Here is a 17059-nt window from a genome sequence, read left to right as displayed (position 1 = left end):
CGGAACCCTCCCGCTCGTCTTGCGGTTGAGGGTCGGACGCTCAAGTCGGGCGTCGTTTCCGGAGGACGCAATGAGGCTTCGCACGGGCAGCACGCTGGCTGTGATCGCCGCCGCCGGGCTTCTCGCCGGGACCGCTTTCAGCGCCCAGGCGGCCGAGCTGGGCTTCTTGGAAATGCTGTTCGGGGCTCGCCCCGCCCCCCAGCAGGCACAGCCGGCCCAATCCCCGGGCCTGAGCGACAGGGCTTTCAATGACAGGGCGTTCGGCCGCAGATCGACGCCGCGGCTCGGTGCTGCCCGTCGACGTTTCCAGACGCGCTACGCGGCGCTGCCGGTGAAGATCCACGTCAAGGCGCAGGAGGTCAGCCCGCGCCAGACGCCGATCGACATGAAGGGCGGCGCGACGGCGGCATTGTTGAAGGATGAGACGCTGCGGCCGGGCGATATCGTGGTCCTGAATTCCGGGGCCCGCGTCTTCACCGGCAATCCGGACAAGCGCCACGCCCTGCGGGACTTCGAGCCGGTGCAGAATTCGACCCGTGTCAGCAAGAAGACCCGGAAGGTGCTGGCCGGACTGTTCACACCAGTCGGCGCATCGCCCGCCAACGAGGCGCGCCGGATGATGGAGCGCGCCGCAAAGGCCACGCCGCCCATCGCGACACCGATTCCCGCGCAAAAGACTGCCATGCGGGTGATCAACCCGTGGCAATCCGGACATTGACGGTGCCGGAACCGCTCAGAAGAACCGTTCCTTGATGACGATCGTGTCGCCCGGGCGGACCGAGTAGGTCATCGGCACGATGCCTGAGACCAGTCCCGCGCCGGTGTCGCGGGTGAGCACCGCATAGTCCCGAGCCGCCCTGGGTCCGAAGCCTGCGGCGATCGCCACCGCGGTCTCGACCGTCATGCCATTCACGAAGGGATATTGCCCGGACGTCGTGACCTCGCCGAGGATGTAGAACGGTCGGTAGGTGTCGACCTCGACCGTGACGTGGGGCTCGCGGACGAAACCGGAAGCCAGCTTGGCCTCGATCGCCCTCGCGGCCTGGCCAGTCGTCGCTCCACCGACCTGCACGGTGCCGATCAGCGGCATCGCGATCCGGCCTGCGCCGTCGACCGCGTAGATGTTCGAGAGATTGTCCTGCCCGAAAACGATCACGCGCAGCTTGTCGCCGGCTGCGAGCGTGTAGCGTGCGGCGATCGAGCCCGTGCCAGTGGCGTCGAGCTGGTCGGTGCGGAAGCTCGGACGCAGGCATCCGCCGAGCGCCAGAGTCGAGCCGAGTGCGAGAAACAGAGCGCGCCGGTTCATCACCATCGCCGTCGTGAATGCGGATGCGGCACGGTCTAGGCCGTTAAGGTTAATGAAACTTGATCACCGCTCCGAACGGCCTCGCGCTCATCGATAAAGCGATACCTTAACTCTTGAGCAACCTTAACGCTCGCTAATGGCCGCCGGACGGCATCCGTGGCCGCCCGGTTCGCCTTCGCGCTCAGAGCGTCTTCATGTCCCGTATTCGTCTGCGCTCGACCCAAGCCGCGTCCGGGCCGGATCGCCGCGCTCCGGAAGGCCTCGGCCTCGCGCAGCTGCCGCAGATCCTGCGTCGCTCGATCGGCTGGATCGTCGGGCCGACCCTGGTGGTGGCGCTGGGGGCGAGCGTTTTCGTCAACGTGGTGAGCCCGCGCTACACCGGTGAGGCGAAGCTGCTGCTGGAGAGCCGCGATCCTGCCTTTGCCCGGACCGCGCAGGAGCGCGCCGACCAGCTCGCGCCGATCGACGAGCAGGCGGTGGCGAGCCAGGTGCAGGTCGTGATGTCCCGCGACCTTGCCCGGGAGGCGATTCGCCGGCTCAAGCTCGTGGGCAATGCGGAGTTCGACCCGGGAGCGGGCAGCATCGGGCCGGCGCAGCGCGTGCTGATGATGCTCGGTATCGGCGCCAATCCCCTCGACCGCCCGGCCGAGGATCGGGTGCTCGACGCCTATTTCGACCACCTGCTGGTCTATCCGGCAGGCAAGTCGCGCATTCTGACGATCGAGTTCCGCTCGAAGGATGCCAAGCTCGCTGCCGAGGGCGCCAACACCATCGCGCAGCTCTACATCTCGTCCCTCGAAGCCGATAAGGTGGATACTGCGCGCTACGCCTCCTCCTGGCTCGGCGGCAATATCGACGGGCTGCGCAAGCGCGTCGCCGAGGCGGAGGCGAAGGTCGAGGCCTTCCGCGCCAAGAACGGGCTCGTGGGAAGCGCGGGAGCGAGCGGACGGCCGCTGACGGCTCAGCAGCTCGGCGAGCTGTCGAGCCAGCTTTCCGCGGCGCGGATCCTCAAGGCCGACCTGGACGGCAAGGTGAAGGCCATCAAGGACTTGATCAAGGACGGCCGTGCCTTCGAGATCCCCGATGTGGCGAACAACGAGGTGATCCGGCGGATCGTCGAGAACCGCATCGCCGTGCGGGCGCAGCTCGCCCTCGAATCGCGCACGCTGCTGCCGGCCCACCCCCGGATCAAGGAACTGCACGCCCAGCTCGAGGATCTCGACACCCAGATCAAGCTCTCCGCCGAGCGTGTCGTCCGCACGATGGAGAACGACTCCAAGATTGCCAGCGCCCGGGTCGAGAGCCTCCAGACCGCGGTGGAAGGCCAGCAGGACGTGGTCGTTCGCGGCAATTCCAGCGAGATCCAGCTTCGCGCCCTGGAGCGTGAGGCCAAGGCGCAGCGCGAGCAGCTCGAATCCTACCTGTCCCGCTACCGCGAGGCGGCAGCGCGGGACGGCGAGAGCGCCACGCCGGCCGATGCCCGCATCGTCTCGCGGGCCGTGACACCGGAGGTCCCGTCCTTCCCCAAGAAGCTGCCGATCATCGGTTTTGCGGCCCTGCTGACGCTCATGCTGTCGGCCGGCGGCGTCATCGCCGGCGCGCTGCTCGCCGAGTCCGGTCGCAATGCGGCCGACCGGGAGGATCCCGAGTCGGCGGACCGCCGGCGTCGGGAGCCGTCCCTGGACCGGCCGTCCTTCGCCTTCCCGGAGGCGATGCCGGCAGCACGCTGGTCCGAAGCCTCGGAGGTCGCTGGACCCGTCACGGCGGCCTCGGTGCCGCCGAAGGCGCCCGCCGCCGTGGAGGCCTTCGACCTCTCGCCGCTGATCGCGCGCTTCGCAGCCGGGCCGCGGCCGGAAGACGCGCGTTCCGGCCGGCGGATCTTGATCATGGAGACCGAGGAAGCCCGCAGCACCCCTGCCCTCCCCGAGGCCTTGTCCCGCGCGCTCGGCCGCGACGGAAGCCTCCTCGCCGTTGACCTGAATGGCCCGGCCGACGGAACCGAGGGGCCCGGCTTCACCGATCTGGTCGCCGGCGAGGCCGCCTTCCTCGACGTCATCCAGGCAAGGCGCGACAGCGGTCTGCATCGGATCGAGGCCGGGCAGCGCACCGCGACGGTCTTGTTCGAGGAGCAGGACGCCCTGGCGCTGACCTTCGATGCCATGGCGGAGGCCTACGACTGGGTCTTCTGCCGGCTCTTGGCCGCTCCGGGCGCCGTCGATCTGCTCGAATTGGTCGCCGGCTTCATGGACACGGTCGTCATCGCCTCGAACGCGTCGGCCGAGGATCCGGCGCTGGCCGACCTCTATGCCATCGCCGAGGATGCCGGTGCCGGGCAGATTCTCGTCGCCCAGGATCGCGCCGGCGCGCGGGTTTCGGCGGAGGATGAGGCGCGCGCCGAGCTTCGCCTGAACGCCGCCTGATCCATAGGACATTTCCGCCGCGCTCAGTGCGCCTCGGCGATCAGGGACGCGTGGACGGCGGCGCCGGCCTTCAGGACCGGCGCAGCTTCCTGAGCCGCTGCAGGACGGCGTAGAGGCGCGGGTCGCGCTTGATCCGCCGCTTGGTGCGCGTCAGTCCCTGCCGGACAAAGCCGTAGATCCGGCCCCACGGGCTGACCGGTATGATCGTTGTCACGAGACTGATCGTCTGATCACATATGCTGGCCTTATAGCGCGCCTCGCCAACTCCGAGGTCGAGGCCTTGACGTCCGCGCGCCGCTTGGTCGCGCACGAGATGCTGGAGCAGCAGATCGCCCGGGCTGAACCGGGCGATCTCCGGATCGGCATCGAACGCTGTCATCATGCCGCTGAAGCGGTGTGCGTTCACGGCGCCGCCGAAGGTCGCGATCACGCGGCCGCTCTCGGCGAGGCACAGGGCATGCAGCTCGATGGCGGGGTGAGCGCCGGACGAGGCCACTGCCAGGAAGTCGCGGATCCCGGCGTCCGCGTAAGGATCGGCGACGCCCATCTCGGCGAAGCGCGCCGACTTGTGGACGCAGAACGCCGCGAGATAACGGCCTGCCTCCTCCGGAGTGCTGGCGCAGCGATATGCGATCGCACCCTTGGCCTCGACGAGACGCTTCTCCTTTGACCGCAGCTTCTTCCGGGCATCGGCGCTGAAAACCCGCCGCACCGTTGCGTCCGGGTCGGAGTCCAGCATCAGCCCGTAGGCGTCGCTGGCCTCGGGCTCGCCGGTCGCGGCGAGCGGATTGGCGGCCTCCTCCCAGACCCGGGGCTGATGCTGCAGCGCGTAGGCATCGATGCCGGCCGTCCGCCCGGCGCGGACCAGGGCGGCGCGGATCTCGCCATGGGGAAGAGAAGCGGCATCGCGCGTCGCGAAAAGCGGCATCTGGTAATTGGCATGCGTGTCTCCGACCGTCCGCGCCACGCACAGGCCGAATTCCCGACGCAGGATCAGAGGCAGAAGGATGCGGGGCCGGCCGTCGGCATCCCGCAGGATGACGATCCGCGCACTGTCGGCCCGATCGGTGGAGCGCAGATAGGCGCTCGTCCAGTCGAACCGCTGGTAAGGCGTCTGAAGGCTGGCCGGATCGGCTTCGAGCCGACGCCACAGTGCCTCGGCCGCTGCAAGATCGGCGATGATCTCCGCAGTCAGCGCGCCGCCCGCCCCGGTGTCGAACACCGCCCTTTCCGCCACTTGGACGCCGACCGCCATGGTCTCGTTCTCCCGCTGGATCGCCGACGATCCTCCATTGAGCGCTCAGCCTGCGGTGCCGCACTCAACAACCCGTGACCTCAACACTTATCAAGGCACATCATGCTCGGAATTTCCCGGCGAAAAGCCGCTTTGGCTAATATCGCCTTGAGACACGACCTGTCTTGCAGGGGTACTTTCCTGTTTGTTTACCGCGCGCGGCGAAAGCTTCGCCGGAACGGGCCGCCTGGCCCGGACGGTTCTGGGTCATGCTGTCGTCGCGCGCCAAGCATCGGGTTTTCGCCTCCGGCTTCCGCGCAATCCAGGCCCTCGGGGCGGATCGGTGGCTGACGCCGGCGGCACGCGGCCTCGGTGTGATCCTGACCCTTCATCACGTCAGTCCCGACCCGGTGCCGTTCTTCGCACCGAACCGGCTGCTTGGGATCACGCCCGAGTTCCTCGATCTGACCCTGCGCGAACTCGACGCCCGCGGCTTCGAGGTGATCGGCCTTGATGCGGTGCCGGAGCGTCTCGCCGAGCCGGATTACGGGCCGCCTTTCGCCGTCCTGACCTTCGACGACGGCTATCGCGACAACGTCGTGCACGCGCGCCCGATCCTTGCCCGATACGGCGCCCCCTGGACTCTGTTCGTCACCAGTGCCTTCGCAGACCAGACCGGTCGCCTGTGGTGGATCGAGTTGGAGCGGGCGATCGCGCGGCTGGACCGGGTGCGGATCGATATCGGCGCGCGCAGCTTCGACTTGCCGACCCGCAGCCCCCAGGAGAAAGCGGTCGCCTTCGACGCCCTCTACCGAGACCTGCGCCGCGGCCGGGAAGCCGACCTTCTCGACCGCATTGCCGCCCTCTGCCGGCAGGCCGGGTTTGCTCCGGGCCAGGTCGCTGCCGAGCTATGCCTGTCCTGGGATGAGCTGCGCGACCTCGCCCGGGACCCGGCCGTGACGATCGGCGCGCACACGATCAGCCATCCGATGCTGGCCAAGCACGACGCCACGACCGCCGCACGCGAGATCGCCGGGGGCCGCGCCCGGATCGAGGCCGAACTCGGGCGGTCCGTGCGGCACCTCTCCTACCCGGTCGGCGATCCGACCTCGGCAGGGCCACGGGAATTCGCGCTCGCGCGGCAGATGGACTTCGCCACTGCGGTGACCACCCGGCCCGGCCATCTCTTCGCGGCGCATGCCGGCCATCTGCACGCCCTGCCCCGGGTGTCGGTGAACGGATGTCACCAGTCGCGGGCGGCGCTGGCGAGTCTGCTCTCGGGTGTGCCGTTCCTGGCCTGGAACCGGGGACGGCGCCTCAACGTCGCCTGAGCTCGAACCGTCTCACCGGCGACGCCGGTGCCGGTAGCCGGTGGAGAAGGAAGCGTATTGCCGACCGCGATGCGACCGGTAGCGACGGCCGCGGCTCGTACCGGCTTCGGGTGTCTCGTCCAATTGCGGGATCGGCTCGGCCATCGCGGCCGCGGGGGTCGGCGCGGTGTCGGCGGAAGCGTACCCGCCCGCCACGTTCTTCGCCGCAGGACCGAACATCGCAAGACACTGATTGTAGGCGAGGTCGTTCTTCAGCCGCTCGCATTCGCCGATCGAGCGCGGCGTCCCTTGCGCCAGGGCCGGGAGGGGCGCGAGCAGCACGGCAAGTGCCGCCAGAGGCTTAAGCATGGAGGGATGGTTCACGACCGGTGAATCTCGAAAATGGGCCGGCAGGCTTGTGGCGCCCGAGTGCGGCGAAATCGAGGGGTCGCCTCACCGATCCGGCCGCTCCATCCAGCGGATCAGCGGCATCAGCGGGAAGATCCAGGCGATCCCCAGGATCGAGTAGAGAACGGCCTGGACCGCTGCCGGCGTCTCCGCGATGCGGCTATCGGCAAGCGTCATCGCGAGCGGCCCGTAGACACAGACGAAGGCGAGGATCGTGAAGGTGCCGATCAGAGTCCGGGTGCGGCGGCGCATTGCGTGTCCGATACCTCGCCAAGCGCGCGACGGCGCCGACGGCTGACGGCTATCGCCCGGCGGCGCGGTTGGCAACGCGCCACCTGCCGCGGGCTGCGGCGCCACCGACGTTGCCGGCAACGCGCGCATCCCCTAACCCCGGCCCGGCGGCCGGGGCGTCCCGGCATGCGCGATAGGGATGCGTATGGTCATGAGAGGCGCGACGGACCGGCGATCTGGAGCGGTGCGGGCCTGGCTCTACGTGGTCGCGGCCCTGGTGGTCGCCATGGTGGCGGTAGGCGGCGCCACCCGGCTGACCGGCTCCGGCCTGTCGATCACCGAGTGGCGCCCGGTGACGGGGGCCATCCCGCCGCTCTCCGAGGCGGACTGGGTGGCCGAGTTCGCCAGGTACAAGGACACGCCGCAATACAACATCCTCAACCAGGGGATGGGGCTGTCCTCGTTCAAGGTGCTGTACGCCTGGGAGTGGGGTCACCGCCTGCTCGGCCGGTTGATCGGCCTCGTCTTTTTCCTGCCGCTGATCGTGTTCTGGTGGCAGGGCCGGATCAGCCGGCGACTCGGGTTGGGCCTGCTGGGCCTCGGCGTGCTCGGCGGTCTCCAGGGAGCGATCGGCTGGATCATGGTTGCCTCGGGCCTTCAGCCCGGCATGACCGCCGTGGCTCCGCTCAAGCTCGCCCTGCACCTCACCACGGCGAGCCTGATCCTGGCCGGACTGGTCTGGCTTGCGGCAGGCGAGCGCGGTGGCGTTCTGGCTCCGGCACCGACCCGGATCCGCGCAACCGCCGTCGCCCTGCCGATCCTGATTCTGGTGCAGATCTTCCTCGGCGGTCTCGTCGCCGGATCGCATGCCGGGCTCGTTTACAACACCTGGCCCACCATGGATGGCAATCTGGTCCCGCCGATGGGCAGCCTCTTCGCCATCAACCCGTGGATCGAGAATTTCGTCGACAATCACGCCCTGGTGCAGCTCGATCACCGCATGACCGCCTATCTGATCGTGATCGTCGCGCTCCTGCACGCGATCGACGCGCGACGGGCGGGAACCTCTGGCGCCACCGGCCGCGCGGTCGGCGTCGCCGTCCTGGCGCTCGCCCAGGCGGGACTCGGGATCGCCACGCTGCTGCTCGCCGTGCCGCTGTGGGCAGCCTTGGCCCACCAAGTCCTGGCCATGGCTGTCCTGACGATGGCCACCGTCCACGCGCGACTGAGTTGCGGAATCGGCATCGTTCGCCCCGCCGCGGCGGAGCCAGCGCTCGGCTTCGAAGGTCTTGCCGGCCGAGGTGTCTAAGCTTTTCTGCGGTGCGGCGGCGCCGCCGCACCGCAGGATACCTTTACTCCGTTGGCAGGAACATTGGGATAACCCCGCATCAGCACTTTGCATATGGAACGACCAAGACTTCTCAAGCTTTAAGCTGCACGCGTTGCAGGAGGCTTGAAGATGTCTCTCGCGGAGGATGGTCGACCGCTCTCTCTGACGTGGCACTACACGCCGCGGGAGATCGTCGCGGACGGCGTAATCCACGGCCTGGGGGTCGTGTTGAGCCTTGCTGGCGCAGTGGCACTGGTAACGACTGCGGTGACCGCGCATCTTGGTTTCGGCGAGCGGGCAGCTGTCGTCGTCTACGCGACCGCCCTGGTGCTGATGCTGGGTGTATCGGCCCTTTACAATCTCTATCCGGTGAGCCCGCGCAAATGGCTCCTCCGGCGCGCGGACCACGCGCTGATCTATCTCATGATCGCCGGAACCTATACGCCGCTGGTCGCCCTCGTCGGTTCCGGGATGCGCGCCTACGTCCTGCTGGCAGTGATCTGGGCGGTCGCGCTGGTCGGGATCACCGTGAAGCTGCTGCTGCCGGGCCGCTTCGACCGTCTGTCGATCGTCCTGTACCTCATGCTCGGCTGGAGCGGACTGTTCGCCTACGAGTCCGTGATCGCGACGCTTCAGCCGACCGCGCTGTGGCTGCTCGGGATCGGAGGCGCCCTCTACTCGATCGGAGTGGTGTTCCACATCTGGCGGACGCTGCCCTTCCAGAACGCCATCTGGCACGGCTTCGTACTGGCCGCGGCCGCCTGTCACTACGGAACCATCTGGGCCAGCTTGCAAGGGGTGCCTTTGACTTGACTTGAGCGGGAGCGTGTAGAACTCCGCTTACCTTCTCGTCGAAAAGCACGCGGCGGCTCTGCCCACTTTAAGGTCCTCGCCACGGTCAGTGCACCACAATCCCGGGACTGATATTCCCGGGAGCGATACCGTGGTCGCCAAGTCGAACGACGCTCGAAGTGTTCAGCATTACCGGATTCTTCACGTCTTCCGCGCGCCCGTCGGTGGCCTCTTCCGGCACGTCATGGATCTCGCCCGCCTCCAAGCGGCGTCCGGACATGCTGTCGGCATCGTCTGCGACTCCACCACGGGCGGCGAACGCGGCGAGCGGGCTCTGGCCGAACTCGCGAGCAGCCTGGAACTCGGCCTCCTGCGCATCCCCATGCGGCGCAATCCGCATCTGTCGGACTGGTCCTGCCTGCAAGCGGTGGGACATCGGGCTGCAGAGGTCGGTGCGGAGGTCCTCCACGGGCATGGTGCCAAGGGGGGGGCCTACGCGCGGCTCGCGGCTGCCGGTCCGGCGATCCGGGCCTACACGCCGCATGGCGGCAGCTACAATTACCGGCCAGGCAGCTCCCTCCATCGCCTCTACATGGGGGCCGAGGCGGTGCTGGCGCGACGGACGGACGCGTTCCTGTTCGAGAGCGAGTACGTCGCCGGCCGGCACCGCACCTTCGTGGGCGGGCCCGAACGTGTGAGCCGGATTGTCCACAACGGCATCGCGGACGCGGAATTCGCACCGGTGACGCGCAGCCACGACGCGTTCGACCTCCTCTATGTCGGCGAGCTCCGGGAAGCGAAGGGGTTACCCTTTCTGCTCGAGGCTTTGGTGCAGCTCCGCGCCGAGGGCCGGGCGCTGCGCCTGCTCATGGTCGGGTCCGGTCCGGATGCGGAGATCCTGCGCGAGACTGTCGAGCGCCTCGGGCTGACGGGCGCGGTGGCCTTCGAGCCGCCGCAGGCGATCCGTTCCGTGCTGGCCCGGGGCCGCATTCTGGTCGTTCCATCACTGGCAGAATCCCTGCCCTACGTCGTGCTCGAGGCCGCGGCCGCGGCGCAACCGCTGGTTGCCACGCGCGTCGGGGGTATCCCCGAGATCTTCGGTGAGGTTGCCGGCAACCTCGTTCCATCACGGGATGCCTTGGCCCTGGCATCGAGCATCCGCCGGGTGCTGGATGAGGCGCCGGACGCGCTGGCCGCGCGAACCCGCCTCCTCAGCGACTCGATCCGGCAGCGCTTCTCCTTGGAGCGCATGGGCATCGAGGTGATCTCGGGTTACGCCGCGGCCTTCCAGGCTCGCGCGCAGAACCGCAGCGTCGGGAGGCGCGAGATCGCCCGGCCTCGGCCCGCCTAATCCCGTCTACGGCGACGTGATGCCCGCTTGCTCGCCGCTGCGGCGAAAGCCGACGCGGCGGGCTCCCTCTTAAATCTTCCAACAGCGCCCTGTGCGAAGTTGCGGCCGAGAGAGCCGCCGACTGGAGCGGGAGGAGCCCTTCGATGAGCGCGTTCGATATTCGCGATCTCCTTGCGGCGTCCGGGCCCCTTGAGGCGCAGGCGACCGCGGCAGGCGGCGCGGTGCCGCTCGCGGAGACGACGACGACGGGGCCGGCGGCCATTTCCCCCGTCGTGGTAGCCGGGCTGGTCCGCGCCCTGGAATGCATCCTGATCCTCGGCCTGGGCTCGCTCCTGCACGTCCTGATGCTGCGCGGCCGGGTGCCCTTCGGGCTGACCTACGCCAGCGTGATCGGGATGATTGCCGTGACCACGATCATGCTGGTCCAGGCGGCTGGGGGATACCGGATCGGCGCCTTCCGGGCCCTTGCCAAGACATCGATCCGGCTGATCGCGGCGTGGTCGACGACCTTCCTCATGGTGGCCACCGTCCTCGTGCTCGCCAAGGTCGCGGACCATTACTCGCGCCTGTGGCTCGGCACCTTCTTCGCCATCGGCCTCATCGCCCTTTTGGTCGGGCGCTGCGTGCTGTTTCGGGTGATCGACGTGCAGACTCGGGCCGGGCGCTTCGACAGGCGCACCGCCATCGTCGGCGGCGGCAAGCCGGCCGAGGACCTGATCGCCGCCCTGGAGACGCAGAGCGAGAGCGGGATCCGCATCGTCGGGGTCTTCGACGACCGCAACGCCGACCGGTCCTCCGATGTCGTGGCCGGCCATCCGAAGCTCGGTAACGTCGACGACCTCGTCGCCTATGCGCGACACGCGCGACTCGACCTGATCGTGTTTACGATCCCGATCACCGCGGAGGCGCGCATCCTCCAGATGCTGGCCAAGCTCTGGGTGCTGCCGATCGATATCCGCCTCTCGGCGCACGCGGCCAAGCTACGTCTGCGCCCACGCAGCTACTCGTACCTCGGCTCAGTGCCGGTGCTCGATGTCTTCGACAAGCCGATTGCAGACTGGGACGTCGTGGTGAAGGCCGTCTTCGACCGCTGTGTCGGTCTGATGATGCTGCTCGCACTGTCGCCGATCATGCTGGCGGCTGCCCTCGCGGTCCGCTTGACCTCGCGGGGACCGGTGCTGTTCCGGCAGAAGCGCCACGGCTTCAACAACGAGCTGATCGAGGTCTACAAGTTCCGATCGATGTATGTTGACCAATGCGATGCCGGAGCCGCGAAGATGGTCACCCGCGGCGATCCGCGGGTGACGCCGGTGGGCCGGTTCCTCCGCAAGACATCGCTGGATGAGCTGCCGCAGCTCTTCAACGTGCTGAAGGGCGACCTCTCCCTCGTCGGCCCGCGGCCGCACGCGCTCCAGGCAAAGGCCGCCAACACCCTCTACGATCAGGTGGTCGACGGCTATTTCGCGCGCCATAAGGTCAAGCCCGGCATCACCGGATGGGCGCAGGTGAACGGCTGGCGCGGCGAGACCGACACGTCGGAGAAGCTGCAGCGGCGCGTGGAGCACGACCTGTACTATATTGAGAACTGGTCGGTCCTGCTGGATCTTCAGATTCTGCTCACCACGCCGTTCGCGCTGCTCAAGACAGAGAACGCGTATTGAGCGTTTCGCCGGCGCCAGACAGGGCGCCGGCTGCGCCGTAACTACGGAAGGGCGCCGGCCTTTTCCTTGGCCTTCATGATCGTATCGCGGCAGCCCTGGGCGTCGCCCGCCTTGTCCTGCTGACGCGCCTGCGCCACGAGCTTCTTGGCCTCCTCGATGCCCGAGGCGGTCGGCTTCACGGCGGCATCCGACTTCGTCAGGCTCGGTGGCTTGTCGAGCGCCTTCGGCGAGTTCGAGGACGTGGCGCCGCCTGGCGGCGTCGTTCCGGTCACGGATGCGGCCCCAGCGCTATCGAGCCGCCGCTGCAGCGTGTCGACCTCGTCGGAGCACGGGGTCGCCAGAGCAGGCGTGGCTGCGGCGAGGGCCATGGCTGCGAGGGCGAATCGGATCATCATCGAGGTGTTTCTCCACGGTGTCTCGGTGCTGTCGGCTCGCGCGGCCCGGTTAAGGCGGGCGGCTGAGAGCCGGAGCGACTACCCTGGAGACGCCGGGCGAGCAGGCGCGTTCCTGAGACAGGAGGCCGCACGGGACGGACCGAATGCGCGACGGGCGCCTCCCATGGCCCGACGACCGCGGGAAGCGCCCACTCCGCGAGACGCGATGGCTCAGTACTTCCGGATGATCGGCTCCGGCGCCATCGCCACCGGCTCGGGGCCGAAGCGGTAGGTCAGGCCGGCGTAGATCGAGAGCGGCTGCGCCAGCGTCGTGGTCCGCGGGTCGTTGATCGACAGGTTGCCGGCGATCGCGCCCGGCTCCGCGAAGGTGCCGAAGGTGGCATAGCGGTTGTTGGTCAGGTTGGTGATCAGGCCGAAGATCTCCAGGTTCTTGGTCACCTGGTACTTCGTCGTCAGGTTCATCACGTAGTAGGCCGGCAGCTTGCGGTTCAGGTTCGACTCGTCGCCACGGAAGTAGGAGGACGAGAAAGCCGCCACGTTCAGCCCTAAGCGCCAGTTCGGCGTGATGTTGTACTCGAACCCGGCCTTGATCTGGTGGTCGGGAACGAGCGGGATCTTGTTGCCCTTGCGGACCTGGATCGCACCGTCGTCGGCGAAGGGGTTGTTGGGCGAGGACAGCGTCTGGTTGAACTGGTAGGTGGCGTCGATCAGAGCGTAGTTGGCGTAGACGAGCAGTTCGGGGGTGACGACGTACTCGGCGCTGACCTCGAAGCCCTGCCGCCGGGTCGAGGGCACGTTGACGTAGTAGGCGCGCGCTGCGTTGCCGGCGACGGCAACCTGGATGATGTCGTTGGTCAGGTCGGTGCGGAAGACGCCGGCCTTGTAGGTGAGGGCGCCGCCCTGGAGGAAGCTCGGGATCACGCCCCGGAAGCCGACCTCGTAGGTCTGGCCGGTGACCTGCTTGAGCGGCGGATCGGCCACCAGCGAGTTCGGCAGCAGGCACGGTCGATCGGGGTTGGCGCAGGCGAGCTCGAGCGGCGTCGGCGCGCGGTTCGACTCGGAGTAGCTGCCGTAGAGGTTGAGCGCCGGATCGAACTGGTAGGTGAGGCCCGCCAGCGGGTTGACCTTCGTGAATTCGTGAGTGCCCGTCACGTCCGGCGAGAAGCCCGTCTGGTCGACCGACCGGATGTGCGCGTAGTTGAGGCGGAAGCCGGCGGTCAGCGACAGACGCTCGGTGACATCGAGCGTGTCGATCCCATAGAGGCCGAGATAGAGGTTCGAGCCCTGGACGGAACTCGGAGCGATGCCGAGCGCTCCGAGGGTGCGGATGTAGGGTGTGCCGAGGCCCGGGACGTTTCCGTAGTACGGGTTGTTCGGGTCAGTGGTGATCGACAGGTCCGGATTAATTGCACCGAGCGTGCTCGACGACTTGAACGAGTAGTCGGCCGCATCGACGCTGCCGCCTATGACCAACGTGTTGGGCAGGCCGAAGACGCGGTCGCGATTGGCCGCCTGGAGCGAGCCGCCGTAGCCCGTCGCCTCGGTCTGCGTCGTGTCGATCGTCCCGTAGGGGACCCCGGCGCGGAACGGGATGCGCTGGTTCTGCTGGCCCAGGATCAGGAACTGGTTGCGGAAGGCGTTCTGCGTCTGGCCGGGCGATGGGCTGAACCCGTCATCCTCGAAGCAGAGGAAGCCGCGGAAGCTGGAGCGCGAGCTGCAGTTCTCGAAGTTGCCGTCGTTGCCATCGACGTACCGATTGCTGAAGCGGCGGAAATAGGCGTTACCGGCCAGGTCCCAGGTCGGCGAGATGTCGACGCGGCCGGTGAGCTGGATCGTGCCGACCTCGGTCGTCTGCGTCTGCGGGTTGGTGAAGATCGCCCGCGGATCGACATGCGTGAAGTCGACCGGCGCGGCGGCGGCCGCCCCGTAGAAGCTGCGGGCGGCGAGACCGATCAGGTGGAACTCCGAATCCTGCGAGCGGTAGCCGAGATCGCCGTAGAGGCGGCCGATCGTGCTCGGGTTCTCGTAGCGCCAGCCGCGGTCGTTGAGGCCATCGCCGGTGAAGTAGAGGCTCCAATTGTCGGAGACCTTGCCGTACTCGACATAGCCGGCGGTGCGGGCATCCGAGCCGCCCCAGGCGCTGACCTCGGTGCCCTGCCAGGTGAAGCCGTTCTTCATCTGGAAATTGATCGCGCCACCGATGGCATTGAGGCCGAAGGCCGGGTTGCCGGTGACCACGTCGATCCGCTGTACAGCCTGCGGCGGGATCAGGTCGAAATTGACGACGTCGCCGAAGGCTTCGTTGATGCGGATGCCGTTCTGGTAGACGGCAAGACCCTGCGGTACGCCCTGCGACGGCGAGGCGGTAAAGCCGCGGTAACTGAGATCGACGCGGTTCGAATTGCCCTGCGTGTCGCTGAGGTTCACGCCGGGGGTCGCGCGGGCGAAGGTGGCGATGATGTTGTCGGTGCCGCGATCGACGTCGATCTGCCGCGGCGTGATTGTCTCGACCGTGCTGGGGATCTTGTTGAGCGGCTGCTCGGACCCGCGCAGACGGACACCCTCGGCCGGTGCCGGAAGCGTCGGCGCGGCCTGAGCCGCCCGGTCGAAGTCGAGCGCCGAGCTGGAATTGCCGCCGCCTGCGCCGACCGGCGATGTGGAGACGACGCTGATCTCTCCGAGCGTCACCGCCTGCTGCGCCTGCGCGAGGCTGGGAACGGCCGACATCGCCAGAACCGATGCAGACGCGAGCAAGCTGCTGCGGTGCGCCCGACGTAACATCCCAATTCCCTCGCCATGAGACCCGTGCCCGTTACTGCCGGGCTTACCGGCTCTCATGGCGGGCGGCGGGGTGGCGCACAATCGGTTCAGGCCCACGTCTGCCGGATTTCAGCCGCATTTTCGGCATTCCCGAGCGGATGCCGGAACGACGTGATGAAACAGCCACAGTTTTGGTCGAAATTTCAGTGACTTAGGGAGGTTCCGGCAACGCGCTCGGGATATTCTGGCAAGCCCGACGCATGCTATACAAGGGGCCGGTCAGAGCCGGGCCTGAATCATCCGCGCGATCTCGCCCAGCCTCTGCTCCAACAGCTGCGGAACCTCGCAGACATAGGTCAGCGACTGGCTCCGCTCCTGAAAGATGCGACGGTCCCAGGCGAATTTCGTCTCAAGGTCCGACTGGTCCTTCGGCAGCTCGGTGGCGTCCGAGGCGCTGGGCGCATCCTTGGTCTGGCTGATCTTGTCGGCCTCGTCGCGGATCCGCTCCGCCATCCGACGCTGGCCCTGCGCGTAGCGGGCGATGCCGCCGACCACCTTGTCGCGCTCGCCATTGATCACCTCGAACACACCCGCATAGACCCGGGTCAGAGCCTTGTCCTTCGCGTCCTTGTCGGCGCCGAACTTCCCGACGAACTCGTCGAGAAGCGGACCGACCTGCGACAGGTCCGTGCGCCGGGAGGCGATCTTCTGGGCTAGGACGGCGGCGGCGTTGTCGCTGCCCCAATCGCCGGCCGCGGCGATGTTGGGTCCGGTCCAGAACTGGCCGGGGCTCAGGGTCGCCACCTTGCGCTGGACACAGGGCCAGTCCGGATCGGGACGGGGTTGAGCCAGAGCCGAGCCCGCCAAGAGCGACAGGCCGAGCACGGAGCCGAGGACGCGGGAGAGAACGGGATTCATCGAACGGGCTCCATCAGGTGTTCTCGCCGGCTGGGCCGCCGCGTCGGGCCATGATGCCGCGACCCGGATCGTAGGCGACCACCGCCATGCCGAAGAAGGCGAGCGTCACGCCCACGACGACCGCGCAGGCGACAGGCTCGAACTGGACGTAGAGTGCGTAGCGGACGAGCTGCACCGCATGGCTGAACGGGTTCAGCTCGCAGATCCAGTACAGCGTCTCGGAGGATTCCCGGATCCGCCACAGCGGGTAGAGCGCTGAGGAGGCGAAGAACATCGGGAAGATCACGAAGTTCATCACGCTGGCGAAATTCTCAAGCTGACGTACCAGCGAGGACAGGAACAGGCCTATCGCCCCAAGCATCAGCCCCGAGGCCAGGAAGGCCGGCAGCGCCGTGAGGTAGCCGAGCGGTGGGATGTCGGTCTCCCAGAAATACGCGACTGCCAGGAACGCGTAGGCCTGCACGATCGACACCGCCACGCCTGCGATCAGCTTGGCCAGCAGCAGCAGCCAGCGGGGATAGGGCGAGGTCAGCAGCACCTTCATGGAACCGACCTCGCGGTCGTAGACCATCGAGAGCGAGGATTGCATGCCGTTGAACAGCTGGATCATCACGGCCAGCCCCGGAACGACATAGACCTCGTAGAGCACGTAGGTCTGGTACGGCGGCTCGATGGACACCCCGAGCGTGTTGCGGAAGCCCGCCGCGAAGATGAACAGCCAGACCAGCGGCCGGACCAGGGCCGAGAAGAACCGCTCCTTCTGATTGAAGAAGCGCAGCAATTCGCGACGGACGATGCCACCCAGGCAAATCAGGTAGCCGACGGCGTCGAGGCGGCCGATCCGGGCGTGCGTGCTACGCGCGGGTGTCACGGTGGTGGGAGTCGAGAGATGCGTCGGCCCGCTCATGCGTGCAGCCTCCCAGTCAGCGCTGCGTCCCTCGCG

The 17059-nt window shown here is 67.7% G+C and carries 15 protein-coding genes; 7 read left to right on the top strand and 8 right to left on the bottom strand.

Annotated elements, in window-relative coordinates:
• The first annotated feature begins 100 nt into the window (after window positions 1–100).
• Window positions 101–718: a hypothetical protein gene (locus tag ACYCO6_RS06405; RefSeq protein WP_459770446.1), complete on the top strand. Its 618-nt coding sequence runs from the start codon at window positions 101–103 to the stop codon at window positions 716–718.
• Between the two features lie 15 nt (window positions 719–733).
• Here the strand turns inward: ACYCO6_RS06405 and ACYCO6_RS06400 are convergent, their stop codons facing one another.
• The gene (locus ACYCO6_RS06400; protein ID WP_459770444.1) at window positions 734–1312 is read right to left on the bottom strand and encodes a polysaccharide biosynthesis/export family protein; all 579 of its coding nucleotides are present in this window, start codon (window positions 1310–1312) and stop codon (window positions 734–736) included.
• A gap of 188 nt (window positions 1313–1500) precedes the next feature.
• On the opposite strand from ACYCO6_RS06400, the gene ACYCO6_RS06395 reads away from it, so the two are divergent.
• A complete protein-coding gene (locus ACYCO6_RS06395; protein WP_459770442.1) occupies window positions 1501–3726 on the top strand; it encodes a GumC family protein in 2226 nt (741 codons plus the stop codon).
• A gap of 70 nt (window positions 3727–3796) precedes the next feature.
• Here ACYCO6_RS06395 and ACYCO6_RS06390 read toward each other — a convergent pair whose 3' ends face one another.
• Window positions 3797–4981 (bottom strand): GNAT family N-acetyltransferase, encoded by a 1185-nt coding sequence (locus tag ACYCO6_RS06390; protein ID WP_459770440.1) that lies wholly within the window; start codon window positions 4979–4981, stop codon window positions 3797–3799.
• A gap of 248 nt (window positions 4982–5229) precedes the next feature.
• Here ACYCO6_RS06390 and ACYCO6_RS06385 point away from each other — a divergent pair, with 248 nt between their 5' ends.
• Complete coding sequence (locus ACYCO6_RS06385) at window positions 5230–6291, top strand: polysaccharide deacetylase family protein (RefSeq protein WP_459770438.1); 1062 nt, start codon at window positions 5230–5232, stop codon at window positions 6289–6291.
• A 12-nt stretch (window positions 6292–6303) separates the two neighbouring features.
• On the opposite strand, the gene ACYCO6_RS06380 is transcribed toward ACYCO6_RS06385, so the two are convergent.
• Window positions 6304–6639: a hypothetical protein gene (locus ACYCO6_RS06380; RefSeq protein ID WP_459770435.1), complete on the bottom strand. Its 336-nt coding sequence runs from the start codon at window positions 6637–6639 to the stop codon at window positions 6304–6306.
• A gap of 84 nt (window positions 6640–6723) precedes the next feature.
• Complete coding sequence (locus ACYCO6_RS06375; RefSeq protein WP_459770434.1) at window positions 6724–6930, bottom strand: DUF2842 domain-containing protein; 207 nt, start codon at window positions 6928–6930, stop codon at window positions 6724–6726.
• Window positions 6931–7114: 184 nt separating this feature from the next.
• Between ACYCO6_RS06375 and ACYCO6_RS06370 the strand changes: the two genes are divergently transcribed.
• The 4 genes from ACYCO6_RS06370 (at window position 7115) to ACYCO6_RS06355 (ending at window position 12043) form a co-directional block, all read left to right on the top strand.
• Window positions 7115–8218, top strand: a complete 1104-nt coding sequence (locus tag ACYCO6_RS06370) for a COX15/CtaA family protein (protein WP_459773452.1) — start codon at window positions 7115–7117, stop codon at window positions 8216–8218.
• A 150-nt stretch (window positions 8219–8368) separates the two neighbouring features.
• Window positions 8369–9052 (top strand): PAQR family membrane homeostasis protein TrhA, encoded by a 684-nt coding sequence (gene trhA / locus ACYCO6_RS06365; RefSeq protein WP_459770432.1) that lies wholly within the window; start codon window positions 8369–8371, stop codon window positions 9050–9052.
• 130 nt (window positions 9053–9182) lie between these two features.
• On the top strand, window positions 9183–10382 hold the full coding sequence (locus tag ACYCO6_RS06360; protein WP_459770429.1) for a glycosyltransferase family 4 protein: 1200 nt from the start codon (window positions 9183–9185) through the stop codon (window positions 10380–10382).
• A 143-nt stretch (window positions 10383–10525) separates the two neighbouring features.
• Window positions 10526–12043, top strand: coding sequence for an undecaprenyl-phosphate glucose phosphotransferase (locus ACYCO6_RS06355; protein WP_459770426.1), 1518 nt, complete (start codon window positions 10526–10528; stop codon window positions 12041–12043).
• A gap of 41 nt (window positions 12044–12084) precedes the next feature.
• Here ACYCO6_RS06355 and ACYCO6_RS06350 read toward each other — a convergent pair whose 3' ends face one another.
• The 4 genes from ACYCO6_RS06350 to ACYCO6_RS06335 form a co-directional block, all read right to left on the bottom strand.
• Window positions 12085–12438: a hypothetical protein gene (locus ACYCO6_RS06350; protein ID WP_459770424.1), complete on the bottom strand. Its 354-nt coding sequence runs from the start codon at window positions 12436–12438 to the stop codon at window positions 12085–12087.
• Window positions 12439–12648: 210 nt separating this feature from the next.
• On the bottom strand, window positions 12649–15219 hold the full coding sequence (locus ACYCO6_RS06345; RefSeq protein ID WP_459770422.1) for a TonB-dependent receptor: 2571 nt from the start codon (window positions 15217–15219) through the stop codon (window positions 12649–12651).
• 258 nt (window positions 15220–15477) lie between these two features.
• Window positions 15478–16116 (bottom strand): hypothetical protein, encoded by a 639-nt coding sequence (locus ACYCO6_RS06340; protein WP_459770420.1) that lies wholly within the window; start codon window positions 16114–16116, stop codon window positions 15478–15480.
• Between the two features lie 13 nt (window positions 16117–16129).
• Window positions 16130–17023 (bottom strand): ABC transporter permease, encoded by an 894-nt coding sequence (locus ACYCO6_RS06335; protein WP_459770418.1) that lies wholly within the window; start codon window positions 17021–17023, stop codon window positions 16130–16132.
• Window positions 17024–17059: the final 36 nt, after the last annotated feature.

Source organism: Methylobacterium sp. CM6257 (assembly GCF_054611515.1).
The sequence above is the reverse complement of the archived record's forward strand: the minus strand, read 5'-3'. Positions and strand labels throughout refer to the sequence as shown.

Coding starts and splice junctions, on each gene's coding strand:
- ACYCO6_RS06355 (WP_459770426.1), top strand. CDS start 10,526: ATGAGCGCGTTCGATATTCGCGATCTCCTTGCGGCGTCCGGGCCCCTT.
- ACYCO6_RS06340 (WP_459770420.1), bottom strand. CDS start 16,116: ATGAATCCCGTTCTCTCCCGCGTCCTCGGCTCCGTGCTCGGCCTGTCG.
- ACYCO6_RS06390 (WP_459770440.1), bottom strand. CDS start 4,981: ATGGCGGTCGGCGTCCAAGTGGCGGAAAGGGCGGTGTTCGACACCGGG.
- ACYCO6_RS06350 (WP_459770424.1), bottom strand. CDS start 12,438: ATGATGATCCGATTCGCCCTCGCAGCCATGGCCCTCGCCGCAGCCACG.
- trhA (WP_459770432.1), top strand. CDS start 8,369: ATGTCTCTCGCGGAGGATGGTCGACCGCTCTCTCTGACGTGGCACTAC.
- ACYCO6_RS06375 (WP_459770434.1), bottom strand. CDS start 6,930: ATGCGCCGCCGCACCCGGACTCTGATCGGCACCTTCACGATCCTCGCC.
- ACYCO6_RS06370 (WP_459773452.1), top strand. CDS start 7,115: ATGGTCATGAGAGGCGCGACGGACCGGCGATCTGGAGCGGTGCGGGCC.
- ACYCO6_RS06385 (WP_459770438.1), top strand. CDS start 5,230: ATGCTGTCGTCGCGCGCCAAGCATCGGGTTTTCGCCTCCGGCTTCCGC.
- ACYCO6_RS06345 (WP_459770422.1), bottom strand. CDS start 15,219: ATGTTACGTCGGGCGCACCGCAGCAGCTTGCTCGCGTCTGCATCGGTT.
- ACYCO6_RS06395 (WP_459770442.1), top strand. CDS start 1,501: ATGTCCCGTATTCGTCTGCGCTCGACCCAAGCCGCGTCCGGGCCGGAT.
- ACYCO6_RS06380 (WP_459770435.1), bottom strand. CDS start 6,639: ATGCTTAAGCCTCTGGCGGCACTTGCCGTGCTGCTCGCGCCCCTCCCG.
- ACYCO6_RS06335 (WP_459770418.1), bottom strand. CDS start 17,023: ATGAGCGGGCCGACGCATCTCTCGACTCCCACCACCGTGACACCCGCG.
- ACYCO6_RS06400 (WP_459770444.1), bottom strand. CDS start 1,312: ATGGTGATGAACCGGCGCGCTCTGTTTCTCGCACTCGGCTCGACTCTG.